We start from the raw sequence: 25,391 nt of genomic DNA on the forward strand, positions 1-25,391 counted from the left end.
AATTTGACTTGCGCTATTATAGCTGGAATTACTTGAGTCCTCTTTAAGACAAATGTTAAATTTACTTGTGAATGATTCAATATGCATTATCTGCTTTCATTCTAAAGATGTAAGTAATTTTTAATCAGATTAACGCCTGGCTTTAAGTTCTTCAATGAATTCTTTATCAAAGAAATAAAAATGTGACGTTAGAGGAGCTTTATCATCAAAAGCATTTTCGACTATGTAATATTGACTAGTTGCTGCTCCAGAACCATTTTCGGACAAACCACTACTCATACAAATATAATCCTTTCCTCTGTAAGATATTAAATACCATTCAGATATATGTGTAACACCATATGGTTTGACATCAGGTGAAAGAGAATGGTTTACTGATTGATCTAAAGGTAAAATTCTTTTATCAGCAAGAAAGAATTCCTGGCTGCCACAATGTTCTTGATAAAAAGAATAATTATTAACTTCAACTCTTATAATGCTTCTATGCGAATCATCAGGGCAACTAGTGATTTTTTGATTATCGGTATCATAACTTACGTATAATTCCTCGAATTTAATCAAAGGATGAGCTTTCTTTTCTTCGCGACAAGAATTTATGACTTCTTCAGGTGGTTCCGCATAACAACTTGTAATGGCAAAAAAGAATAACATTCTGAGTAAATGCTTCATATAATACAACGGCTATTTATTAATACTTAAAGGTTGGCTAGTTTAGCTGAATTATTTTTTTTTACGAGTATTTCACATGCATTATAGTTCTTCTCAACATACTCCATTGATACCTTACTCAAACATAAATGGATATGAAAATATACAGGGTCATGCTCACTGCCATTAAGTTGAAGAATTAATTTAAAATAGGCGTAGCCTTGATGCAGCGATAGCGAAATCAAGGTTTTCATGCAGTAAGGCTAAGAGGCCATAGGAAAACCTTGATTACGCTATCGCTGCATCAAGGCTACAGTTTTTTATGTGGCAGTGAGGGGCAGGCCTTGCTATTGACCTAAAAGGAACACACTCCAGTTTAAATATACATTTTTTTGGAGCACGTCCCTTGCATTATGAAAACACAGAGTGTCAAACCACGAAGCCATCATGAACCTGCACATTTGATAGCTATCTCAGGCCCCAATTTACCAAAATTAAAAAAATCTTTATAGTAGCTAGGTTTCGTTGAACAATTCTGTTTCTTAAATTTTTTACAAACATCGGGTCGAAGGGGACTAGGATAGCAATTAATCTCTACGGCCTTCTTCCAGCATTCAACGAGAATTTTACCACACGCTTTACTTTTTGCCGCATCTTGTGCGGCCATAACAGATCCGCTGGCAAGGAATGCACTTAAGACAAGAACACTTAGATAACGAAACATAATACCTCCTCAACTTAATACAAAGTTAGTCTTAATTAATAAGTCTTTCTGACCTATTAATTTAGTACTTGAAATATTACTACTGAAGCCACTCCTGCAATTACATCCTGGTGAAGGTACTAAGTAATCGCTCTATCTAGTTATAGATCGAGATTAAATATAAATCAAATAGATTATACTATCTTCATGTTGAATTAAATTTATCTGTTTATTTATTAAAAAATATATAGGGTTAGGCCTTGCTGAATATATAGAGTCAGGCCTTGCTTTTTGCTATTAAAAAATTAAGAAGCAAAAAGCAAGGCCTGACCCTGGTAAGTTTTGTTAGGGATCCAGTAAAGAACCTCCACTTTATTTTATTGTATCATTGTAAAATATAGTAAAATTTGCTATAGTAATTATTACTATAAAAGGCGTTGTCGATGAAAGTAATAAAAACGAAACTTTTTGCCAAATGGGCCATAAAAAATTATGTCAGTGATGAATCGCTTGACATTGCTGCTAAAGAAATTGCTCTTGAAATTTACGAAGCTAATTATGGTGGAGGTGTCATAAAAAAACGTGTTGCCAATAAAGGAAGAGGGAAAAGTGGTAGTACTAGAACTATCGTTGTTTTCAAAAAGGGTAAACATTGTTTTTTTGTGTTTGGGTTTGAGAAAAATGCCAAAAGTAATATTTCTTCTAATGAAGAAAAAGCTTTTAAAATTATTGCTAAATCTTTGTTAGCTTATTCTGATATAGAAATTGATAAGCTGATACAAGAGGGGGCATTAGTGGAGGTTGAAAATGAGTAAAATTATTGACGCTATTTTAGAAACAGCCAAAGATCTTCGATTAGATGCGATTACTATTAAAGAAATAGAGGTGCTTAATTTAAGTGAAGTTAAAGAACTTGCGGCACAAGAAATAAAAAAAATGCGGATTAAAGAAAAAGTCAGTCAAGCTGTAATGGCTAAAATATTAAATGTTACTCCATCTACTTATCAAAAGTGGGAACGAGGTGAAGTGCATCCTAAGGGAGCTAATTTGAAATTACTTCGATTAGCTCATGATCATGGGATTAATTATATTTTGTCATAAGTTTCTAAATACCCCAGTACCCCATGGTTATGCCCACTGCCATTAAGTTGGGAGGGTTTATTTAAAATAGGCGTAGCCTTGATGCAGCGATAGCGTAATCAAGGTTTTCATGCAGCAAGGCTAAGAGGCCATAGGAAAACCTTGATTACGCTATCGCTGCATCAAGGCTACAGTTTTTTATGTGGCAGTGAGGGTCAGAAAGTTCTCAATTTAAGCAACAATTTAATTATTTGGATAGATTCCTGGATACTGCGGACAAGCCGCGGTACGGAGGTATGTTCTTTTGAGTCAATTAAATTATGTGTCGATTCCTCAGGCTCCGACCCTATGTTTCTTTGAAAAGTTGTTTAACACTCCAACTTAAATCAAAATTAGTCAGATGTACTATATTTAGTATAAAGATAGAGCAAAGCGGTAATTATGGAAGATAATGAGATTAAAGGCGGCAAAAAAATAGCATTTCCCCCTAAACTTGACCAATTAACATTCGTAAAAAGTCTTGGTGGAGGAACTAACAGTACTTATTTAGTTAAAGATCACAATACAAAAAATACATTTGTCTTTAAATACGGTAGCAGTGAGCAGCAATTGAAAGTTGAACTTTTGATGAATGCCCTTTATACATCGTTAGGTGTTCCTACGCCACAATTCAAGGCTTATCAAGTGGTTCCGGAAACATTAAATGCCGATTTAAAATTACCGAACAGGCCTGTAACGATTCAACTGTCTGAATTTATAAAATCAGCATCAACTCAAGAAAGCGACGTAATCAGAACTCAAGTAGCAAAGAATTTTATTATTCATGCCTTTTTAGGCAATCTTGATGTTACCAAAGAAGATAATTTTATTCAGAGTGAAAAAGGTGAAGTATACATCATTGATTCAGGGGCTAATTTTATATACCGAGCTCTGGGTGAGTTGAGAGAGGAGCCTGAGGCATTAGTCACAGAGTTACAATCGATGCGCGACCCTGCAATAAATAAAACTGGAACTCTTTGGTTTGGTTCATTGTCTGAAGAGGATATTAGAGAGCAAGTCAGTGACCTCATCAGCAAAAGAGATGTCATTGAACAAACGCTTTGGGATCTTACCAGCCAATTAGAATTTCCGACTTCATTACAAAATAAAGTTATTTCAGGATTTTCTGAACGCTTGGATTTTATTGCCCAACATTATGGTTTTGCCAGCCAACCATTTGCCAAACGTGATAAGGCTGCGATAGGCGGCAACACAGCTGCAGGTATTATGACATTATCTAAAAATGATAAAGGCGAGCTTTGTGCTTTACTGTCAAAACGCGTGCGGCATGAATGGTATGACATCTTTGGTGGTAATAGTGATAAAGAAGACAGAACGCTGCCTAAAACAGCACAAAGAGAGGTCAAAGAGGAATCTGATAATCAGTTGAACTATAGCAACCTCGAACTGTCTAGAGCCTCATTTCATGATATGGTTACTCAAACGGAATATGGCCAGCACCTTTACAGAATATATTTTATAGAGCGAGATGAACCATTAGATTTAAATGCGCTGCACGATTCAGAGCATACTGAACACCGCTGGGTTCCTATAAAAGAATTATTAAATGCAACCCAAGCAAACAGGACTATCACCGCGGAAGGGCAAACAACAGTTACTGTTCATTTGGATGATAATAACGCAGTAACACTATTCCCACCCTTTTATGAACTATTAAAACAGCCTCCTGTTCAAACATTAATGGAACATTTAGACAATGCTCAAAAGCAACCAAAGACTCATACCTTAGGCGTAGCCTCAAATTTACCAGAACAAAAGACATCTTATAAGCCACTTACAACCCCTGACCAAGTCCGTGTGGATATCATCAATACCCTTTTAAAGAAAGGCCGCGTTCTTGATGATATAAAACACCATCGACACTTTTTATTTCAGTCTGAAAAAGTTAAAAAATCTGAAAAAAAGCCCGCTCTTTCTCAATCCGAGCTCCATTTAAAAACAATCATGGGTGATGACTTCAAGGAGGATAAACCCATTAAAGAAAATGTTTTGAAGTTTTTAACGGATTATTTTGACCTCAAATATTCCGAAGAGGAAGAAAAGCGGCTGGTAATGCAAGCTACCCAAATGATTGAAAATGAACGGGCACATCCGGATAGAATATTTTTTTATCATGGATGTGATAGTGAAATTGCTTATGCTTACTCTCTATATACCAATTTATATCAAATTCTTAATGCTGACAGTCAGGCCGTTGCACTGAGAACAGATAACGCACTTTTTCATAAGATATTGAATATCAATGAATTTATAGAGCATTTCTTAAATATATCTAATAACGGCAAAGTGTACAATTACGATGAAGGCTTCATGGAAACCGCAATTTCTACGAATGTATTCTTGTTTGGTAATCACAAGTTAGCAGGTTCGAACACCATTATTTATTACACTAAAAATAAAACAGCAGTTTCAATCAATATCAAAACGATGCTTGAATCCAGTCTTCAAGTTATGGGTATTTCTGATGATTTAATCCAGCAGGCAGTAGATCTTGCACAAGAGTCCCCTTATAAAATGATGGGAACAGTATTTCAATTTAGCCTGCCTTTATCTGTGGTTGATCAATACAGTTATGCCTCCCTGGCAGGGGCTAGATTAAATCCTGTTTCTGTAGGTGAGGAGCGAACCATAAAATTATCGGATATCATAAAACACATGAGAACAGGAGATATCGATAAAAACTACATTGCCAGTCTCCAGGCAAGAGTGATGCTGCCACCGGGTATTCCTATTAAAAATCATGAATATAAATGGGGTAAAGAACCGTCAACTGATTTAAAACAATCATTTGAACAAAAATTATCAAGGCTCAGTGAGAACATGGCCTATGATGTTCTTCTGAGTAAAAGTCCCCTGAATAAACTCAATTCAAAAACGGCACTTGTTCGCTATCTACCTGAAATCATGGCCCAAGCTGGTTTGAGTGTCGGCAGTGAGACCATCAGTGACGACCTGCTTCTTTTACTCATCGATTCAAATGATTACGAGAGCATTAAAGTTATCATTTCCCTATTTCCCCAATTTAAAGACAAAGAAATAGAAGTTCGCGATAAATCCTACCGAAAATATAAAATTGATAAAAATAAAACTCAAACCCTTCTTGAAATTTTACTTGGCAAAGTCAATTCAGGCCATTTAATTAAGCATATTTACGGTGATGACTTTTATGAGGGGAAGCTTGACACCCTAGACTTCTCTCAAGTTCTGGGTGCTATAAGTAAAAACAAACAACTTGAATTTTTGAACCTGCATGGAGACCGAGTCAAAAATGAGAATGATTTGATTAAAGCCTTACAACGAATGCACCCAGAGTACCGTTGGCAGTTTCTCAAAAAAAATGAACATATGGTTCAACACGACAAATCGGTAGGGCTTATCATGAAAACATTGGCTCATGATGAAAGGTTAGAATTTTTTAACAACCACCGTGATACAATTCATTCAATAGAAGGTTTAACCGCATTACTGGACGCATTTCCTGAAAAACAAAGGTTAGGCTATGCAAACCAATATCAAGATTTAATAAAAAGTGGTTATGACTTGCAATTCATTTTAGCTGCGCTGCCTGAAAAGGATCGTTTAGGCTATGCTATCGATAATAAAAATAAAATAGGACAGTTCATTTTCCTACTGGAACTGGTTCTAAATACTCTTCCAACAACGCCAGAGTTATATGAATTAATAGAACCTTTTGAAGATAAAATGTCAAATGGCTTTGAATTAGGTGCAATAATCTCACATCTCATGAATGAGAAGCGTGCAGACTTTGCAAAAAAATATCAAGATAAAATACGCAATGGTTCTGAGTTATCTCATGTTGTAAAATATCTACCCAAAAAATGTCAATTAGATTTTGCCAAAGCCCATCAACAAAAAATTGAAAACGGTAACCAATTAGCAGAAGTCATTGAAGTTATTCCTGGAGATGAGCAATTAGATTTTGCTAAAACCCTTCATACTTGTGTTCAGAATATTAAAGAATTAAAAAAAGTATTAAATGTCCTGCCAGGTGATAATCGACTTGAATTTGTAATGCTGTGCCTCCCAATATTGTCTACTGAAGAAGACTTAAACTCTATAAATGCCCTATTGCCAGGCAAAGAAAATGAACAAATTTTACGAACCCAATTTGAGCAATTTAAAACTTCTCCTAAACTTAAATAATATTAAACTTCAGCTAAGCATTCACAACCTTTTTTGCTGATTATCTTCATTATTATTGACTTCTCGCTGCTCCACAGATTTACCTTTAAAAAAGCCAAATCCCTCATCGGTGAATGGTTTGTCAGTTACAAGATTACACGTTGTTTCTAAATAAGCTGTTCCGTCAACTTGATATCCTATAAGGTGTTGAATATCACTATACGAACCACCACAAGCACCTTGTCTTAAGAATTTTTCCTTTAAGAGCAACCATTTTTCGGGGTTGTCTGAGAGCTCTTTAAATAAAGAAGCAGCAACAATATCACCAATTGGATAAGCAGAATAAATACCAGCATATCCCTGTTCAAAGGAGCCTATCTCAAAATAATGGTCAAAGGTATTTGGGCGCCTGGAATCACGCCAGCTTTCAAGGGGTAAGAATTTTGCTCGAAGCTCGTTGAATAATTCATGAAAATTGTCCACTGAACTTTGATGAATAGCAATGTCATATAAGCTGTATATCATTTGGGTAAGCATGACTTCAGCCATACCAAAAGATTGTGATTTAAGAAATTGTTCCACCTGCTCATCAGAAAATGATTCACTGGTATCATGGTTTCTAGCCAATTTTTTCAAAAACCCAGGGTTCCGGAGAAGATATTCCAACAAAATACTGGGAACTTCAATCGTATCACATTTGTAGTTGTCGCTATCTCCTGTACTTGGATAATGGGTCATGCCAACAGAATAATGCAGCGCATGGCCAAGTTCATGGAGCAAATCTTTAACTTCACTTATAGATAAAAAAGCCTCTCCGTTGCTATTCTTAGGATTAAAATCGGTAGACACGACACAGGCACTCTCCTGTAGTTCAGAACGTGCTGATGCGAATCTTGTTTGTACCTGTGAGGCATAGCCGGCCTCGGTTTTATTAGGACGCTCAAATAAGTCGAGATAAATTGTTCCACATACCTGGCTGGATTTATCTATAATTTTAAAGCCAAGGACATCCTCGTGCCAGGAATTGTTCACTTCAAAAGGAATAAATTCAAGTTGATATAAATCACCAACTGTTTCAAAAATACAATTAAGCGTATGATGCAATTCGAAAAAAGATCGTGTCGCCTCTTCATTAAATTGAAACGTTCTTTCACGGAGTTTATCCCTTAAATACCACATATCCCAAGGCTCAATTGATTCAATACCCAATTCTTTGGCTAAGGCTTCAAGTTGCTTTATTTCGTTGGCATATGGCGTTTTCAGGAGCGCCCCAATATGTTCTAATATCTCATTGATTTGTTTATCATCAAGCGAACGCTTGTATGCTGTAAGGTCAAGAAAATGTTTCTTGTTAAATAAATTAGCCAATTCCTGCCGGTATTTAAGAATCCATTTAATCACTTCGCCATTATCATGAGAGCCATCTGTATCATCAAATTCCGAGGCATAGGTTTGGAATACTTTATATGTTTTCTCTCGAATAGCTCTATCTTCCGCGTTGGTTAACAGAGCCAAAATAGTGGTTATTGATAAATCAAATGAAAAGCCAACGTTATTTGGGGCATTCGCATTGACTCTTGCCCGCTCGAGTAATTCATCAGGAATGCCTTTGGTATCAACAGTATCATCGAATCGAATTTTTAGCGTTCTTTTAGCATACCTAATGTTTTCATTGTATTCAGAAGATAAATGATTTAATTCACGCAAAAGCCCGTTAAACTTTTGTCTGGTTTCCGAATCGAAATGCGTGCCTTGCCTTTCTGCTTTATCGATCCACATATTTAAAAGCGTTTTTTGTTCCTGATCTAAATCCTGATACTCAGTTGCTGCCTCCAGTCTTTTCATCAGTTCATACAGGCGTGTACTTTGATACATTCTTGTTTTAATTCGCTCATAAGCAGTCACAACATTTTTAAAAGTGAGTCTTGTTTCTTTTGAATTGTTTAAATTATTCAATTGCTCAGCAGCCCAATAGATGGTATCGAGGTGGTTAATAATCTCTTCAAGGGGCAACATAAGGGCAGTAAATGTAGGAGGGGCTGACATTTCTTCAAGGGCAGCAATTTGCTTCATTAGCTCTTGTTCCAATCCCGCTAAGTTTGCAACTATTTTCTTGAACTTTTCAGGTTGAAGCATCAAAGGCTCAGGCATAATATGAATCACTAAACAATAAATTTATTTAAATAATAGTCTAAACTTCATTTCTTTGAATCAATGGCGTCAGACTCTGAGGTATCCTTTATCAGCACTACCTCTTCTGTTTGCTTATGCTCTCATTACCTAAAGAAAACCGAGCCGCGACCGTGAGGGAGCGGAAATTTTGGTGTTACACCTAATGAGTAATCAGCCATGGAGTGCATCGAACTGTTCCGCTTCCTTACGGTCGCGGCTCGGTGTTCTTAGCATGATGCTCTTTTGTACTCTTGATTAGCGAATCACAATACGGGATCAAGGGGAAATTTCGTGGGGATTCCTCAGCTCGAACGGCATCGAAGTAACGACGAGATAAAACAAGCTTCTTATCCATAACTCCCGCTATGTCGAGGAGTTCCGCCGTCCCGCGGCTTGTCCGCGGGATCCAGGAATCTCACTCCGAACTTAAATCTCTGGATACCGCGGACAAGCCGCGGGACGGTGGAGTAGCGCGTGAGACCCCAAGGTCATGGGAAGTTAGTGTTATCTCAGGAGCCTGGAGACGTTGTGCAAGGGATTAATCATCACCTTTAGCCAAATGCAATAACGCTTTTTGTAGCGGTTGATAGGAGCAATGCTGGCTTTCGCTGATAATTGATGCTTTTGCCTTGTCTGAAATGTGTTGTGTTTTTGCCTGCTCCGGTTTTACATAGGCCGCAATGGGATCAGCAATATTTACTTTGATAGACAGCAATTGGTACATCCCTGCATCTTTGCGCAGTTTATCGCGCAATTCGGGTATGGCGTAACGTAACTGCGATGCCCAGGCTGCATTGCTAGTGATTAACACCAGACAGCCTTTGTTAAAACTTCCTACCCGGCATTGTGCCGCCAGATTATCAGGTAATAATTGGGTTACTTTGTTGGACAATTCTTCTAATTGGATTGAGCGTTGGCATAACTCTGCGAGCTGTTTATTCAGGCAACGTTTTATTGATCGCATGTGGGTGCCTCTGCAAAAGGAGGATTCTATCCATAATCCAGGTTAAATAAATAGTTCTATCGCTAAATAAACTGATTTATGTATAGAATAGCAAATTAAAGCCAATTGCAATATTATAATTTCTTAAAGTATTTAAAGGTGATCAATGACTGCGACTATTACAGAGACCAATGTTGAGAATAACGTTATTTATTTTACCAGGTTGCATTGGATTATATTTTTTGGCCCTTTGTTTGGCTTGGCTGTTGCGATAGCTCTTTATTATTACATCGTGCAATTACGTGAAGTCAGCATGTTTTTAGGCTTCTTTGCTTTGATCTGGATTTTTATGACCTGGGTTACTTACTATTTTTCTTCCATTACGATAAAAAAGAAACAGGTGATTTTGCGTACGGGAATTATAGTAAGGCAAACTGTGGATATTCCTTTAACTAAAATCGAAACCATAGACATTCGCCAATCTATCCTGGGAAGCATTCTGCGTTATGGCACCCTGGTGATTACTGGAACCGGTGGAACACGCCATCAGGTTAATTATTTGCATAGGCCTTTGACTTGCAGGCGTTATATAGAGCAGTTGATGAATGAGCCTGGGTAAGGAATCCACGTCGTCCTGAGTGCGTCTTTTGGCGCGAAGGATCTCCTGAACGTGGCATGGTGCCAATATGGGGAGATCCTTCGCGCCAAAAGACGCGCTGAGGACGACGTGGATCGTACTACACCAATCTATTCCTCTTCTTTTGAAGAATAACCACAGCCTTCCTGTGGGCACAAAATCTGGCGGCCAAATTTTTTGCTTTCTTTCACGGTAAGTATGGGCCATGCGCATTTTGGGCACGGTTTGTCTATGGGTTCATTCCATAACGCATAATCGCATTTTGGATAATCGCCGCAGGAATAGAAAATTTTACCTTTACGTGATTTTCGCTGCAGGATTTTAGCGTGATTGCATTTGGGGCAAACCACGTTAGTATCCGCCGGTTTTTCCAAAGGCTCCATATGTTTGCATTGCGGATAATTACTGCAGCCAATAAACCGTCCATAACGGCCAGTTTTAATGTGCAAGGCATGGTCACATAAAGGACAATTTCGCCCTTCAACCGTTTCTGGTTCCGCTTTCTCATTATCCTGACCCGCCATGTCCTGAGTATAATCACATTCAGGATAGCCAGTACATCCTATGAAACGCCCGCGTTTTCCTAATCTTATGGATAAGGGTTTTTGACATTTGGGGCATTCTTGTTCCAATAGTTCAGTCGTTACGTCTTTGCGTTGTACCTGTTCATCAGTATTTTGAATTTGCTGCACAAAGGGCTGCCAAAATTCTTCCAAAACAGGAATCCAGTCTTTTTCACCGCGGGCTACCGCATCCAGGGTATCTTCAAGTCCCGCAGTAAATTGATAATCCACATAACGGGTAAAATAACTGGTCAGAAAGCGATTGACGATACGTCCAACATCAGTGGGAAAGAATCTCTTTTTATCAACGACTACATATTCACGTTGCTGCAAAGTATGAATAATCGCAGCATAAGTAGAAGGTCGTCCAATATCATATTCTTCCAGCGCCTTAACCAGGGTCGCTTCCGAATACCTTGGTGGCGGCTCTGTAAAATGCTGGTTGGCCTCAATGTCGAGTACGTTTACCTTTTCGCCAACAACAAATGGAGGCAAGATGCCTTCACTGTCTTCATCTTTGGAATCATCCTTGCCTTCTTCATAAACTGACAGAAAGCCACGGAACGTTACTGTAGAACCGTTAGCGCGGAATATATTGCCTTCACCACAACTAAAATCTACAGCCACTGTATCCATAATGGCGTCTTCCATCTGGCAGGCTACTGTACGCTGCCAAATTAAGCTGTAGAGCTTGAATTGGTCGCTGGTCAGTGATTCCTGTACCATTTCAGGAGTGCGCTTGATGGAGGTAGGTCTAATGGCCTCATGAGCTTCCTGAGCATTTTTTGACTTGGTTTTATAAACCCTTGGTGCAGCAGGGCAATTATCCTTACCATAACGTGCAGTAATAAATTGGCGAATCTCTTCTATTGCTTCATTAGCCAGATTTACTGAGTCGGTACGCATATAACTGATGAGACCCACAGTACCTGTGCCAATATCAATACCTTCATAAAGCTGCTGAGCTACCATCATGGATTTTCGCGCAGTGAACCCCAGTTTGCGAGCGGCCTCTTGCTGCAAGGTTGAGGTAATGAACGGGGGCGATGGTTTACGTTTACGTTGTTTCTTTTCAATTTGAGTAACGCACAGATAACCTTTAGCCTGTTGAATCAGCTCGTCTTTTATTTTATGTGCCTGATCATGCTGAGTGACAGTAAACTGTTGTAATTTTTCGTTTTTATAGTGCGTCAGACGTGCTTCAAATGCGGTTTTATCATGATTGCATTGAGCAAGAATTTTCCAGTATTCCTGGGCAATAAATCGTTCAATTTCTTCTTCACGTTCAACAATCAGTCGAAGTGCCGGGCTTTGGACTCGTCCAGCAGACAGTCCGCGCCGGATTTTTTTCCATAACAGAGGCGAAAGGTTAAAGCCCACCAGATAATCCAGAGCACGGCGCGCCTGCTGGGAATTCACCAGATCCATGGATATGGTACGTGGGTTATCAATTGCATCCTGAACAGCCGATTTGGTAATCTCGTTAAAGAAAATCCGGTGAACCGCTTTTTCCTTAATCAGATTACGCTCTTTCATAAGCTCAAAAATATGCCATGAAATGGCCTCGCCCTCTCTATCAGGGTCCGTTGCCAATAAGAGAGAATCTGCTTTTTTAAGTGCTTTTGCTATCGTTTCAATATGGCGCGCGTTTTTTTCCAGGGGGGCGTAAGTCATATGGAAATGGTCGTCTGGATTAACTGAACCCTTACGTGGCGGAAGATCGCGCACATGGCCATAAGACGCTAACACTTCATAGTCTACGCCTAAATATTTTTGAATTGTTTTTGCTTTTGCGGGTGACTCAACGATCACCAAGTGTTTACTCATATGAAATAAACCTTATCCTTTAAGTTAGCCTAAATGGGTTTTTAATAACTCATGATTCTCAATGTACAGATAAAGCATCTTCTGTTTGGTATAGCACAAGATCCAGAAAAGCCAACTGTTCTTCATTGAAATTATTTTCAAGAACGTTCCTGATGGTCCATTTTGTTTCTTGCAGAGTGACTATTCGAGACTCTGAGTTTTGCAATTGATTGAGGATTGTTTCCAGAACATCAGAATCAACGATTTTCCATAATTTCATGCGCATCAGAAATTGATAACTGGCTTTGGTTAATTTCATTTGTTCATCGTAAGTAAACACGCGAATGGAATTGTGTTGCGCGGGTTTAATGTAAAGCGATTGATCATCGGTATATAACATGTCTTCTTCATCAATAAATTCTTGTGAGTCCTGTTCATTAGATTTATGGCTTTTTTGAAGTTGAGTCAAACTTTTTTCAAATAAATTCAACAACATTTCAAATAAATTATCTTTCATATTCACACCTTATATAGCCACCGGGGATTGATTGTACCGCCCCTTGTAATTCTAATTCTGCAAGCTCACTAGTCACTTGTTCTATTGTATAGCCACTGCGTACAATGATTTGATCGATAGTCGTCATTTCAAAGCCGATGAACTTTACTAGGTTTTCATTCCCGCTGGCAAGGGAAAAAACCGGTTTATCTGCACTTGGTTCCTCGGTGTCCATTCTTAATTCATCCAGTACATCCTGAACTGAGGCAACCAGCTTGGCCCCTTGTTGTAACAAATAATGGCAGCCGCGAGCCAATGGGTTATGGATGGAGCCTGGAATAGCCAACACATCTCTGTTTTGCTCCAGAGCCATCTTCGCAGTAATGAGAGAACCACTCTTGATTGCCGCTTCAATAACCAATGTGCACAATGATAAGCCGCTTATTATACGATTTCTGCGTGGAAAATGTCCAGCGATTGGTGGACTTTTTAGTGGAAATTCACTAATTAGCAAGCCATTTTCAGTTATTTGCTCCGCAAGCTTTGCATGTCGGCGCGGATAAATGCAATCGATACCCGTACCCAAAACTGCTATGGTTTTTCCGCCAGACTCCAGACAACCTATATGTGCCTGGGCATCAATTCCCAATGCCAGACCACTGACAATCGTGATGCCATGAGGCGCCAAGGCCTTGGCAAAGTTTTTCGCATTTTCACTGCCAGTAATTGACGGGTTGCGACTGCCTACCATAGCCAATCTGGGCTGATCGAATGCGCTGAACTGTCCTTTGGCATATAAAACTACGGGAGGATCAGCAATTTCCCGGAGCAGAGCAGGGTAATCAGGCGAGTCCCAGCTAATAAGATGATGTTGCTCTGAGGCATCAGCCCATGCTAAATCAGCCTGGACGGAAGCTAAGTCAAAGCCTGCAATCGTTTGGGCCAGTAAAGGCGGTAACCCTGCTTTTTCGAGTTCAGATTGTGATAATTGGAACATCTCATGTAAATCGGGCCAGCGTTTTTGCAATTTTGCAGTAGTTCTTGGCCCTATTTTTTCCATTTTATTCAGGGCCAAGAGGTAAATTAAATTATTCATGGGTTGGTCACTGTATCCATCAAATATACGGCTCGGGTAGAGCGGACTATTAAAGCGAAACTGGTTTTGGTAAAGACGCGAAATACCATAGCCTCACCAATTCGTTCAGCAGGTAATTTTATTTTAATCAAATGGTTTTTAGGATCAGGTACTACACGTCGTCTTTTATATATACCAAGGACATCACCTGCTTCTAAGCCTGATTTGGCACCTAGATTAATAACGACTACTGAACCTACCGCCGTCTGGTTTTTACCTTCGGGCATATTATCCGGCATTTCCATAATGCTGCCCATGACCCGACAAACAGGGGTTTTAGGTTCGAAATAAAAATCAAATTCAGGACTGTTGTTAATTAAAACCTTATCCAGTTTGCGAATGCCAACATTGATGTCAGTGAGTAACAGTGTTGCTGGTTCTCCACCGGCACTTAACTCTCCCTGACCCACCAAGGTAGCTTTGTAGCCCAGTAATTCCTTGGTACGAGGGTCTACATAATTTTTTCCGGAGCGGAATACAGAATAGGCTATAGTTCCGCCCTTGGGCATTTTTTTTGAAGGGTGTAATCCTTTGACATAGACTTCATCACCTTGTCCGCCAAGCATACGCTCACCCATTAAGGCCACTACATATGGAGCCCGGATGAGTACATCTTCATCCAAAATCAGGGATTCATTTAAAAAGGGTTTAATGTCATCCAGGGGAATAGGAGGAATGGCCTTATCCAGAGAACTAACCCGCGCAGAGGGGGAGAGTTTGACGGTTCCATTGGACAATACCCGGATGTAGGGTTTGTTTTGGTAATAGTCCAGTACCAGAATTGCTCCCGGATAGAGGCGGTTCGGATTTTTAATATGGGGATTGGCTCGCCACAAGGCTTTCCATTCCCATGGATTTTTAAGGTATCTGCTGGCAATGCTCCACAAACTGTCGCCATGTTGAACCACATAACGAGGCGGAGAGTCAGTTCTGAGACTCAGGGCATGACTTATATTCACCGCAATGAAACAGCACAGAATAAGCAGGTATCGCATGTATCAATCCTTTGTTAGGCCTTGCAGCCTTGCTGCATATAGAGGATAATATCACGACTTTTATGTGGAGAACCAGACGCGCCATGGCTATTCGAAAGATTCTTTATTTACCTGACGAGTGTTTAAGAAAAGTTGCCAAGCCAATAGTCACTTTTGATGATAATTTGCAGACTTTAATTAATGATATGTTTGATACTATGTATCACGCTCGAGGGGTAGGCCTTGCGGCACCACAAATAGGAGTAAGCCTGCGTTTGTCTGTAATTGATGTTGTTGGTGACAAGACGGAGCAGTTGGTTATCATTAACCCTGAAATTGTTTCCTCCGAGGGCGAAAAAGAATTTGAAGAAGGCTGTCTTTCTGTTCCAGGAGCTTATGATACAGTCATCAGGGCGGAACGGGTAACGGTGAAAGCGCTTGACCGATTTGGAAATCCTATAGAAATTAAAGGCGAAGGCTTGCTTGCCGAATGCCTGCAGCATGAAATTGATCATATGAATGGCAAGTTATTTGTTGATTTGTTGTCGCCGTTAAAACGTGCCATGGCGCGTAGAAAACTGGATAAATTCAAGCGCCGTCATCAAGTACGTAAATCATGACGAGTTTGAACATCGTTTTTGCCGGCACTCCTGAATTCGGTTTACCTTGTCTGGACGCTTTAAATCAATCTTCCCACCATATTACGGCGATTTATTCTCAACCGGATCGCCCATCCGGCAGGGGGCGTAAAGTATTGCCTTCTGCGGTTAAAGAATGGGGAATGGCACACCAGATTCCTGTTTATCAGCCATTAAACTTTAAAACCCCCGAGGCTGTTGCTGAATTGGCTGCTTTAAAACCCGATGTCATGATAGTCATTGCCTATGGCCTGATTTTACCTCGGGCAGTACTTGAAATACCTCGTCTGGGCTGTATCAATGTTCATGCTTCTTTATTACCAAGATGGCGTGGTGCTTCACCCATACAGCATGCCGTGTTATATGGAGATCCCCAATCGGGAGTGACCATTATGCAAATGGATGCGGGCATGGACACAGGGGCTATGCTTTGTAAAGTCGAATGCCCCGTTACTCCTGCTGATACTGCGGGTAGTTTGCACGATAAATTAGCGCACATGTCAGCCACCCCATTGCTTGAGACTTTAGACGCTCTGGCTGCGCAAAGGGCTCGTCCAGAAATACAGAATAGTGAACTGGCTACCTATGCCGGTAAAATTAATAAAGAAGACGCACTGATTAACTGGCAGGATTCAGCAACGGATATTGACAGGAAAATTCGTGCTTTCAATCCCTGGCCTATCGCTTATACTCATTTGGGTGATGAGGTATTACGCATTTACCAGGCGCACATTGTTGAAAAACAGTGTTCGGAAAAGCCCGGAACTGTTTTAACCATAGACAAGAAAGGAATGTTGGTTGCTGCTGGTGATAACGCCTTGTTGGTTGAGCGGATCCAATTTCCAGGCGGTAAGGCAATATCCATTGCTGACTGGTTAAATTCCGGTAAAACCCAATTGCATACAGGCCTTGTTCTGTAATGAAAAATAATGAAAGGCTGCAGGCTTTAAAAATTCTTACCAGCTTACTCGAAGAAAAATCCTCTTTATCCCAGTTAATGCCTCCTTCTGCCGATGTGACGCCAATGACCAAGGAAATTTGTTTTGGATTTTGCCGTCATTATTTCCGTTTGCAGGCTATAGCGGACTGTCTTGTTGACAAGCGTCCCAAGGCCATAGAAGTGTGGATAGCACTTTTAATGGGTATTTACCAACTGCATTACATGAACAAACCTGATTATGCCGTGGTTAAAGAAACCGTTGCGTTACTCGAAAAAATAAAGAAAGTCTGGGCTAAAGGCCTGGTGAATGCCGTTTTACGGAATTTTTGTCGTCAGCAAAGTGACATTTTGGCCAGGCTGGAGTCGAATCCAGCATTTCATTTTGGCCAGCCGCAATGGTTATTGAAACGTTTAAAAGCTGATTGGCCTGAAGACTGGGGAGCCATTGCTCTGGCAAATGATGCTCATCCCCCAATGACTTTAAGGGTCAATAAACAGAAACATTCTACCGCTGATTATCTGGATATTTTACATAAAGCTGGAATTGCAGCGGCCTTACATCCGATAGCCTCCGATGCCATCATTTTGACGATACCCTGTGACGTACATAGTTTACCTGGTTTTAGTGAGGGCTGTGTTTCAGTCCAGGATGCTGCGGCTCAACTGGCCTTGCCTCTGCTCTCTTTAGAACCGGGTTTGCGCGTGTTGGACGCCTGTTGTGCTCCAGGTGGAAAAACCTGCCATATTTTAGAATCGCAGCCCGACTTGTCTGCCTGCATTGCTATGGATGTGGATCCCAAACGCCTGAAAAGGGTTAAAGAAAATATGGACCGGTTGCAGTTAAATGCAACCCTGGTTCAGGGGGATGCATTGGCACCTGCTCTCTGGTGGGACGGCATACCCTTTGACAGGATTTTACTGGATGCCCCGTGCTCAGCAACCGGCGTGATTCGGCGTCATTCTGACATCAAGCTATTGCGTACAGAGGATGAGGTAAAGGCCGTAGTGGAAGTGCAGCAGTCCATGTTAGAAGCTATGTGGCCTTTACTCGCTCCAGGCGGCCGTATGGTGTACGCGACTTGTTCTATCATGGCTGATGAAAATGAAAAGCAAATAAAACGTTTTGTAACCAACCATCCAGATTGTCAGATTTGGAAAGATAATTGGGGCTGGGGCAGAGCAACGCCTTATGGGCAACAAATTTTGCCGGGAGAGTATGAAATGGATGGTTTTTTTTATAGTGTATTAATCAAGAGTCAGTAGGTTTGTAGACACTGCGACCCCTGGATCCCGCGGACAAGCCGCGGGACGGCGGAATTTTGTTTAAGGATGAAAAATGACAATCAATTGGCCTTTAATTATTGTTTTGTTTTGTTTGTGCATACCAGGAACCTGCATTGCAATGACTCGTCTTATCCATTTTCTATTAGAGCAAAACACCGAAGAATTAAAAAAGAGATTTAGCCGTTATGCGACATTACAGACCCTGGTGATGGTTTTTGTAATGAGTTTTGCCGGTGCTGTGTTATCTCCGAGAACTGGCTTGGGTTCTCCTTTACTGGAAGGGCTTTTACAGGGTAAAGGGGAGTGGGCATCGTTTCAAGCCATTTTATTACCGACTTTTTTATATGCTCTTGGCGGGGTGATTCTTTTTTGCGGCCTTTTTTATGGTGTGGCAGGGTCAATTCTTGATGAGCACAGTTTTCAAATCATGAAAAAATTACGTGCAGCGCTTGGCCTTGATGGTTGCGTGCTTTATGGCGGGGTAGTTGAAGAGATTATAGCCCGGTGGGGGCTTATGAATGTGGTGGCTTTTTTTGCGCTGATGTTTGCCACAGAAAAAACGAATTTCGTCATCATCGTGTCCATCTTTTTAAGCGGCTTATTATTCGCTGTGGGGCAAATTCCTGCTTATATTGCATCAGGTTGTGTCCCTGGTCGGCGGCTTGTTTATTCTGTTGTTTTACTGAGCCTTTTCCAGTCTTTACTTTTTGGATTTTTATTTTGGCAATACGGATTGATTTCTGCAATATTGGCACATATGCTATTTCACTTGGGATGGGCGCAGTACGATAAAATCTAATTTTGGTATCAAATTTAAAAGGGACTTTATATCATGAAAAAATGGTTGGCAATGGTAATGCCTTTGATTCCTATGGCGTGCTCTCACGCGGCAGAAACGGGATTTTATTTTAACCTGGGAGCACAGGTGGCGTATTTTCCAGTTCAAAAACCAGTGTAATTGAACGTTCTACCTCTGTCTTGTACAGTCCTACAGCTATAGGTACCAGCCTGTTTACTTTGCCTGATGTGACCTGGAATAACCACTTTAAAAACGGTTTTGACCTCAGTGCAGCAGCCGGCTATCACTTCAACTCCCATTGGCGGGCGGATGCTGAGTTTCTCTATCAAAATATACAACGCAGCAGCTATGGAACTTATGGTTGGCTGGAGCAAAACAGCGTCACAGGTGCTGTTTATGCCTTACAGCGTAATAATCCCATCAGTGCGGTAACTTCCCGAGCCAATTTGTATTCCTTGCTGACTAATGCCGCTTTTGATTTTAACAGTTATTCTAATTGGACTCCGTTTATTAGTGGTGGAATGGGAGTAAGCTGGCTCAAATCAAGGAGTCTGCAGACTAATGACATTATTAATATTGATGATCCTAATACGCCATTAATTGAAACAGCACCTGCGAGTCAATTCAGCCCATCACTGTACGGAACGGCGTTCACCTGGCAATTTAAGGCAGGTGTCGCCCGTGAACTACAGAAAAACCTGTCCCTTCTTCTGCAATACAGAGTGTTGGGTACTTCTGATTTTAAACAGAGCAACAGTTTGATTCAATCGAACCCTGGTAATCCTGGACAAAGTGATTTCCATATAGGACAACATGATATTTCCGGTTTGTTGACCCAGGCCGTTGAAGTGAACTTGCGTTGGGATGTTTGATTTTAGGGCAAAGAGTCTGTGCCAGTGCTTCGAGACGGCGCAAAAAGCCGCGCCTCCTCAGCACGAACGGATTGTGCGAGGGCAGAAAAAGTTACGGTTTTATTCAGAACTGATGTGAATTCGAAATAAGGGTTTTATTATCTCATCCCACCCACCGGCCCGTTCGTGCTGAGGAGGGGTGGTAACGCAGTCTCGAAGCAGGCACCAGGGCAAAAAATCTGTGCCCATGCTTCGAGACGGCGCAAAAAGCCGCGCCTCCTCAGCACGAACGGATTGTGCGAGTGCAAAAAAAGGTTACGGTTTTATTCAGAACTGATGTGAACTCGAAAATAAGGGTTTTATTATCTCATCCCACCCACCGGCCCGTTCGTGCTGAGGAGGGGTGGTAACCCCGTCTCGAAGCAGGCGCCAGGGCAAAAGATCTGTGCTAATGTTTCGAGACGGCGCAAAAAACCGCGCCTCCTCAACACGAACGGATTGTGTGAATACCGATATGGTTACAAAAGTTTAAATATTTAATTGTAATATTTCTTGAAATTATAAAACTCTTGTACTAGAGTCTGATGACTTTAGCGACATCAATGTTCTTTTTGCCTAATCAAAAGACACTATTTGAGCACTAACCTCTTCAGGTTTTCATAGTGTAAAAAAGTTGTAAAGTAAGCCTTTCTTAATGTTGCCTTAATTTTGAACATTTAATCTGTGATTAACTTTAATTAACATTAAAGGTTGAGGTATGCCAGCAAACGCAAACTTTAGAAGTGATTTTGCCTCTCTTGTTCAAGAGTTACATGAGAGACCTGATGATCCTCGATTAAAAAAGGATCTGGTCAGCCGTTTACCGGAAATGAAGGCACGTGCTCAACATGATCCCATGGCTCTTTATTTAGCCTGGCGAAAATTTATTCGCCCACATCTCCTCAATTCAGGACAATGATGCGCCAGTCTGCAGCAAAGGGCTGTACTAATGCCATGTTGTCTTTGAGCGAATTATTAGTTAAATCCGGCTCACCAGCTGATTTGGAAACAGCCGCTTATTACATGCAAAAAATATTATCTTCTGGCGATACATACATCAAAGAGGGTGGTAAAAAACTGCTGAATTCTTCTCCTGCTCTTGCAGAGAAGTTAAGAGCACAAGACAAGACTGTTTATAACCTTAAAATCAGATTTTTCGGCCAACCAGAACAGCGAACAGAAAACGCACCTCTTCCGATACGAGCAACTGCTCTTGGGAATTCATAATCTGAATTCCATTCTTTGCGGGATTGTGAAACAATCCCGTATCTTTATTTTCAACAACCTGAAGCAATGCAAACCGAGTTTCTTTATTTACCTATAGAAAGCCTGCAGGCCGGACAATATCAGCCGCGCCAGGATTTTAACCCAGCCGCATTACAGGAACTTGCCCAGTCCATCGCATCACAAGGGCTCATTGAGCCGCTAGTTGTCCGCGCCATTGCCAAACAACGCTACGAAATTATTGCTGGAGAAAGACGTTGGCGAGCCGCGCAATTGGCAGGATTGCATGAAGTCCCTTGTATGGTAGGTGAATACTCCGACAAGCAAGCCTGTGCGCTTACCCTGATTGAGAACATTCAACGTCAGGACTTAAATTTAATCGAAGAAGCCACTGGCTATCGTCGTTTAATTGATGAATTTCATTATCATCAGGATGAAATAGCTGTATTAATTGGCAAATCGCGCAGCCATATTGCTAATATTTTACGGTTACTGACCTTAACTGAATCAGTTAAAAATTTATTGCGCGACAAAGTACTGTCTTTAGGACATGCACGCGTTCTGGTCGGATTAAGCTCTGCCCACCAGGAAGCCTTTGTACAACAAGCAGTAGAGGAGCAATGGTCAGTAAGGCAATTGGAACAGGCAATTAAACAACATAAAAATAAAGAATTAGAACAACCCAAAAATCCAAAACAAGATAAAGACATAGAGCGGCTGCAGACTATCCTTGCAGAACAAGTAGGTGCGCCTGTCCAAATTGTAAGCGATAGTGACGATGGCGGCTGGTTAAAAGTGAAGTTTTTTGACAATGATACCCTCGCAGGGCTTTTGGAGCGACTGGGCTTACGATATGATTAGAGATTGTCTTTGGCGTGAAGTTACCTGTTTTTTTACTTAATGTAAGGAAAAAATTGATGAAAAAGACGTTAATTGGCGTGTGCTTGTGGTCGCTATGGTCGATTCCTGCTTCTTATGCCAGTTTGCAAAGTGGTGTTGATAAATTAATTAACCGTTTGAATCCCAATGTGAATCTTGGAATGGTTGTTTTCGATCTGAATTCAGGGGAAACCTTATACAAACGTAACGCAGACCATTTGTTTATTCCTGCAAGCAATATGAAACTTTTTTCTGAAGCGGCTACTTTAATGGCTCTGGGGCCTGACTATCGCTTCAAGAATCAGTTAAGCACCAGCGCCAGCCAGTTACAGCAAGGGGTCTTGCATGGCAATTTGTATTTACATTTAAGTGGCGATCCTTCCTTTACCCGCCATGATTTAAATCAGTTGCTTTCAAAACTGAAAGACTGGAATATTACAGCGATTGAAGGAAATATTTTTATAGACAGCAGCCTGACATCCATTCCTGCTTATCCTCCAGGCTGGTTGGCTGCCGATTTGGCGTATAGCTATGGTGCGCCGATTGCACCTCTTATGGTGGATGCGAACCGATTGACGGTCACGGTTAATCCTGGTGCCAAAGTTGGTGATCCGGCCATTGTAGAAGTTGATGATGGTGGTGGCACAATCAACCTGACCAATCAGGCACAAACCAAAGCCACTGAAAAAGGATGCGGTGTCGGATTTACTCTTGATCCTGAAAACAACCTGACAGTGCGGGGTTGCGTTGGCCTTGGACAATGGGCAGTACAACAACGCCTGGCAATAAAACATCCTCTGGTTTATATCGATGGGATGATTAAAAGCCAGTTAGCAAAAGCCAATATCCAATTTAATGGCAAAATTGATTTGGGTCGAGCACCGGCGGGTTCCCTGTTAATCGCCACGGAATATTCCAAACCTGTATCTCAATTAATGGCTGATACTTTAAAACCTTCGGACAATCTGTATGCTGACAGTCTGTACTTGCATGCGGCTGCTAAAATTAATGGTTCGCCAGTTAACTGGAATCAGGCAGAGCCTGTTGTGAAGAAGTTTCTGCAACAACAGACCGGTATTGATTTTTCTAAGGCAACCTTTACTGATGGCTCGGGATTGTCACGTTACAATCTGGTCACTCCTGAGCAGACGCTAGCCTTGCTGAAATTTTTATACCAGCGTTTCTCACTGGCTTATGAATATATTGCTGCCTTACCTATTTCTGGTCGTGACGGCACGTTGCAAAAGCGGTTTAAAACACCAGGCCAACAAGGATTTATTCGTGCTAAAACCGGTACTATGACGGGAATGAATAGCCTTTCCGGCTATTTATATACTGCCAATGGCCATACTTTGGCTTTTGCCATGTACATTAACAAGCAACCAGGTAAATCTTCAGGACCTGGACGTCCCTTGTTAGATGCACTTTGCACCTATTTCCTGGCTCAAAGCCCTGGTAATGGCAGTCTGGCACGGGTTTTTGCCCCGCATAACCGGGTTAAATTCCAATCCAATCCAACTCAGGGTGAGGTGCAAAGAAATCACCAGGCTAAATGGAGACGTTTGGAATCACAGGTGAAATTCGCTCTCAAAGGTCAGGATGTGACGGTGATTTATAGAGGCAATGAGCTGATTGTCACTGACAATCAATCCGATGCGAATAAGGTATGGTCTGCATTGCAATCGGTAGGAAAAAAATATCCTTTTGCTGTGGCTTTGTCCTCACCTTCATTAACTGTTTCCCCACAAGGCAAACCCATGGTACTTTGGGTACAAACGCCGTCAACAGCAGAAGGTGCCCAAAGAACATGGACAATTCGAGAGGCGGTGTAGCCGATTGCAAATGGCGTATGTGAGGCGTAGCCCGGTTACTCACGGATCCACGTCGTCCTGAGCGCGTTTTTTTTGCGCGAAGGATCTCCTCAACGCGGCATGGGTGCCAGTATTTGGAGATCCTTCGCGCAAAAAGACGCGCTCAGGACGACGTGGATCGGGGATTGAATATAGGTATGTTTTACCCCGGTTGCAAGCAAGCCGGGCTACAGGAGATTTCATTGCGTTTTTTAGTTCAAATTACCTTATGGTTTTTATGTCAAGCGTCTACTGCGTTCGCAACACCCCAATTTCTAACCCTTTCAGATATTCATTATGGCAGTGACATTAGCCCTGCTGATGGCCACAACACCGGTGATGAATTTTTAACTGTTGCCTTGAACAAAATGAACGAATTAAGCAAGAAAGCCGATTTTATTCTTTATCTAGGCGATATACCTACCCATTCCGCTTCCTTCTGGGGGGCTGGCAATAAAGCAGAATATGAAAGAACACTATTTCACCGGTTATTTGAAGCGGATTCTGAATTGAAACCCATGTTTTACATTACCGGCAATAATGATTCTCTGGCGGGAAATTATCAGCCTTTTGAAGTCAACGGAAAATCGCCTTTAAACTATGCAACAGATTGGACAGGAGCCTGTGTCCACTGCGAGGGATTAATCATTGATGACAGCCATATGCGTCATGACGGCTATTATTCCAGTTACGTTATTCCTGATAATAAAGACATTATGTTAATTGCTTTAAACACGGTGCAATGGACAAAGGCTCCCATCCTGTTACCCAAATACCCGCATCAGGAACGTGACGCCCTAATGCAATTGTTTTGGCTCGAACAACAGCTAAAAAAGCATAAAGCAAAACAAATGTTAATCGCCATGCATGTGGCACCTGGAAATGACTATCATGGTGCTCCTTTATGGCATGATGTTTATTTACAGAAATTCATTAAAATCCTGTCACAATATCATTCTTCCTATGAGCAAATCACCTTGCTCACTTCCCATAGCCATATGGATGAAGTGCGGAACATTAAATTACCAGACGGGGTTAGTGTTTTTGCTTATTCTACTCCCGGAATTAGCCGTAAACACCATAATAATCCCGGTATGAAACTCTTTCTTTTGAACGATGAACTACATATCAAAGAATTTATTACTTATTACACTACTGCTTTGGAAGAGTGGGGAAATGAACTTTATCATGCATTGGGAACTCCTGATGCCATTTTTCCCGAATGTCAGAACATCACTCTGGCGCAGTGCCTTAATACGTTGAGTGTAAAGCAAGTGTGTGCTTATTTGGATGAGGGAATGTTCTATGGGGTAAAAAGCCCCCGTGTTGCTGCTGAAGAATGCAACAAGGTTTATACTGTAAATCAGCAATAGGAAAGGTCGGGAACCAAGCGTGTAGCGTGTAGCCCGTATTAGCGAAGCGTAATACGGGATCGAAGTAGTAATATTTCCCGCATTACGCTGACGCTAATGCGGGCTACGAAGGCTGTGCTGCTCCCGACAAATAAAGATTATGCAGCGTGTAGCC

At 41.1% G+C, this 25,391-nt stretch carries 23 protein-coding genes; 15 read left to right on the top strand and 8 right to left on the bottom strand.

Annotated features, from left to right (window positions below):
* Positions 1 to 129: 129 nt before the first annotated feature.
* Together B094_RS16605 and B094_RS0114230 are read right to left on the bottom strand one after the other, a co-directional pair.
* The gene (locus B094_RS16605) at positions 130 to 651 is read right to left on the bottom strand and encodes a hypothetical protein (RefSeq protein WP_018578490.1); all 522 of its coding nucleotides are present in this window, start codon (positions 649 to 651) and stop codon (positions 130 to 132) included.
* A 442-nt stretch (positions 652 to 1,093) separates the two neighbouring features.
* Positions 1,094 to 1,372: a hypothetical protein gene (locus B094_RS0114230; RefSeq protein ID WP_018578492.1), complete on the bottom strand. Its 279-nt coding sequence runs from the start codon at positions 1,370 to 1,372 to the stop codon at positions 1,094 to 1,096.
* Positions 1,373 to 1,794: 422 nt separating this feature from the next.
* Here B094_RS0114230 and B094_RS0114235 point away from each other — a divergent pair, with 422 nt between their 5' ends.
* The 3 genes from B094_RS0114235 to B094_RS0114245 all read left to right on the top strand — a co-directional run bounded on the left by B094_RS0114235 (position 1,795) and on the right by B094_RS0114245 (position 6,655).
* Positions 1,795 to 2,166, top strand: a complete 372-nt coding sequence (locus tag B094_RS0114235; RefSeq protein ID WP_018578493.1) for a type II toxin-antitoxin system RelE/ParE family toxin — start codon at positions 1,795 to 1,797, stop codon at positions 2,164 to 2,166.
* Positions 2,159 to 2,452 carry a helix-turn-helix domain-containing protein gene (locus B094_RS0114240; protein WP_018578494.1) on the top strand — a complete coding sequence of 98 codons (294 nt, stop codon included), beginning with the start codon at positions 2,159 to 2,161 and terminating at the stop codon, positions 2,450 to 2,452. The genes B094_RS0114235 and B094_RS0114240 overlap by 8 nt, the downstream gene beginning before the upstream one ends.
* A gap of 420 nt (positions 2,453 to 2,872) precedes the next feature.
* Positions 2,873 to 6,655, top strand: a complete 3,783-nt coding sequence (locus B094_RS0114245; protein ID WP_018578495.1) for an NUDIX hydrolase — start codon at positions 2,873 to 2,875, stop codon at positions 6,653 to 6,655.
* A gap of 21 nt (positions 6,656 to 6,676) precedes the next feature.
* On the opposite strand, the gene B094_RS0114250 is transcribed toward B094_RS0114245, so the two are convergent.
* Together B094_RS0114250 and B094_RS0114255 are read right to left on the bottom strand one after the other, a co-directional pair.
* The gene (locus tag B094_RS0114250) at positions 6,677 to 8,785 is read right to left on the bottom strand and encodes a M3 family metallopeptidase (RefSeq protein WP_018578496.1); all 2,109 of its coding nucleotides are present in this window, start codon (positions 8,783 to 8,785) and stop codon (positions 6,677 to 6,679) included.
* Between the two features lie 559 nt (positions 8,786 to 9,344).
* Complete coding sequence (locus B094_RS0114255) at positions 9,345 to 9,770, bottom strand: DciA family protein (RefSeq protein WP_018578497.1); 426 nt, start codon at positions 9,768 to 9,770, stop codon at positions 9,345 to 9,347.
* A gap of 145 nt (positions 9,771 to 9,915) precedes the next feature.
* On the opposite strand from B094_RS0114255, the gene B094_RS0114260 reads away from it, so the two are divergent.
* Positions 9,916 to 10,368 carry a PH domain-containing protein gene (locus tag B094_RS0114260; protein WP_018578498.1) on the top strand — a complete coding sequence of 151 codons (453 nt, stop codon included), beginning with the start codon at positions 9,916 to 9,918 and terminating at the stop codon, positions 10,366 to 10,368.
* Positions 10,369 to 10,496: 128 nt separating this feature from the next.
* On the opposite strand, the gene topA is transcribed toward B094_RS0114260, so the two are convergent.
* From topA to B094_RS0114280, 4 genes are read right to left on the bottom strand one after another with little or no spacing between them, the layout of a single operon-like run.
* The gene (gene topA / locus B094_RS0114265) at positions 10,497 to 12,776 is read right to left on the bottom strand and encodes a type I DNA topoisomerase (protein ID WP_018578499.1); all 2,280 of its coding nucleotides are present in this window, start codon (positions 12,774 to 12,776) and stop codon (positions 10,497 to 10,499) included.
* Between the two features lie 58 nt (positions 12,777 to 12,834).
* On the bottom strand, positions 12,835 to 13,272 hold the full coding sequence (locus B094_RS0114270) for a DUF494 family protein (protein WP_018578500.1): 438 nt from the start codon (positions 13,270 to 13,272) through the stop codon (positions 12,835 to 12,837).
* Entirely contained in the window at positions 13,262 to 14,347 is a 1,086-nt protein-coding gene (gene dprA, locus B094_RS0114275) for a DNA-processing protein DprA (RefSeq protein ID WP_018578501.1), read from the bottom strand. The genes B094_RS0114270 and dprA overlap by 11 nt, the downstream gene beginning before the upstream one ends.
* The gene (locus B094_RS0114280) at positions 14,344 to 15,381 is read right to left on the bottom strand and encodes a LysM peptidoglycan-binding domain-containing protein (RefSeq protein WP_018578502.1); all 1,038 of its coding nucleotides are present in this window, start codon (positions 15,379 to 15,381) and stop codon (positions 14,344 to 14,346) included. Before B094_RS0114280 ends, dprA begins: the two co-directional genes overlap by 4 nt.
* 83 nt (positions 15,382 to 15,464) lie before the next feature.
* Between B094_RS0114280 and def the strand changes: the two genes are divergently transcribed.
* From def to B094_RS0114330, 11 genes are all read left to right on the top strand, one after another.
* A complete protein-coding gene (gene def / locus B094_RS0114285) occupies positions 15,465 to 15,980 on the top strand; it encodes a peptide deformylase (RefSeq protein WP_026254047.1) in 516 nt (171 codons plus the stop codon).
* Positions 15,977 to 16,918 (top strand): methionyl-tRNA formyltransferase, encoded by a 942-nt coding sequence (gene fmt, locus B094_RS0114290; RefSeq protein ID WP_018578504.1) that lies wholly within the window; start codon positions 15,977 to 15,979, stop codon positions 16,916 to 16,918. Before def ends, fmt begins: the two co-directional genes overlap by 4 nt.
* Complete coding sequence (gene rsmB, locus B094_RS0114295; protein ID WP_018578505.1) at positions 16,918 to 18,201, top strand: 16S rRNA (cytosine(967)-C(5))-methyltransferase RsmB; 1,284 nt, start codon at positions 16,918 to 16,920, stop codon at positions 18,199 to 18,201. The genes fmt and rsmB overlap by 1 nt, the downstream gene beginning before the upstream one ends.
* A gap of 73 nt (positions 18,202 to 18,274) precedes the next feature.
* Complete coding sequence (locus B094_RS0114300) at positions 18,275 to 19,021, top strand: CPBP family intramembrane metalloprotease (protein WP_018578506.1); 747 nt, start codon at positions 18,275 to 18,277, stop codon at positions 19,019 to 19,021.
* Between the two features lie 33 nt (positions 19,022 to 19,054).
* Entirely contained in the window at positions 19,055 to 19,180 is a 126-nt protein-coding gene (locus B094_RS17650) for a hypothetical protein (protein WP_018578507.1), read from the top strand.
* A gap of 20 nt (positions 19,181 to 19,200) precedes the next feature.
* Positions 19,201 to 19,893, top strand: a complete 693-nt coding sequence (locus B094_RS0114310; RefSeq protein ID WP_018578508.1) for an outer membrane protein — start codon at positions 19,201 to 19,203, stop codon at positions 19,891 to 19,893.
* A gap of 736 nt (positions 19,894 to 20,629) precedes the next feature.
* On the top strand, positions 20,630 to 20,830 hold the full coding sequence (locus B094_RS17605) for a hypothetical protein (RefSeq protein WP_018578509.1): 201 nt from the start codon (positions 20,630 to 20,632) through the stop codon (positions 20,828 to 20,830).
* Positions 20,827 to 21,138 (top strand): hypothetical protein, encoded by a 312-nt coding sequence (locus tag B094_RS17610; RefSeq protein WP_237762241.1) that lies wholly within the window; start codon positions 20,827 to 20,829, stop codon positions 21,136 to 21,138. The genes B094_RS17605 and B094_RS17610 overlap by 4 nt, the downstream gene beginning before the upstream one ends.
* Before the next feature lie 66 nt (positions 21,139 to 21,204).
* Complete coding sequence (locus tag B094_RS0114320; protein WP_018578511.1) at positions 21,205 to 21,996, top strand: ParB/RepB/Spo0J family partition protein; 792 nt, start codon at positions 21,205 to 21,207, stop codon at positions 21,994 to 21,996.
* 56 nt (positions 21,997 to 22,052) lie between these two features.
* Positions 22,053 to 23,846 carry a D-alanyl-D-alanine carboxypeptidase/D-alanyl-D-alanine endopeptidase gene (gene dacB / locus B094_RS0114325; RefSeq protein ID WP_018578512.1) on the top strand — a complete coding sequence of 598 codons (1,794 nt, stop codon included), beginning with the start codon at positions 22,053 to 22,055 and terminating at the stop codon, positions 23,844 to 23,846.
* A gap of 221 nt (positions 23,847 to 24,067) precedes the next feature.
* Positions 24,068 to 25,237 (top strand): metallophosphoesterase, encoded by a 1,170-nt coding sequence (locus B094_RS0114330; RefSeq protein ID WP_018578513.1) that lies wholly within the window; start codon positions 24,068 to 24,070, stop codon positions 25,235 to 25,237.
* The last annotated feature ends 154 nt before the right edge of the window (positions 25,238 to 25,391 follow it).

Source organism: Legionella shakespearei DSM 23087, assembly GCF_000373765.1.
GTDB lineage: Bacteria > Pseudomonadota > Gammaproteobacteria > Legionellales > Legionellaceae > Legionella > Legionella shakespearei.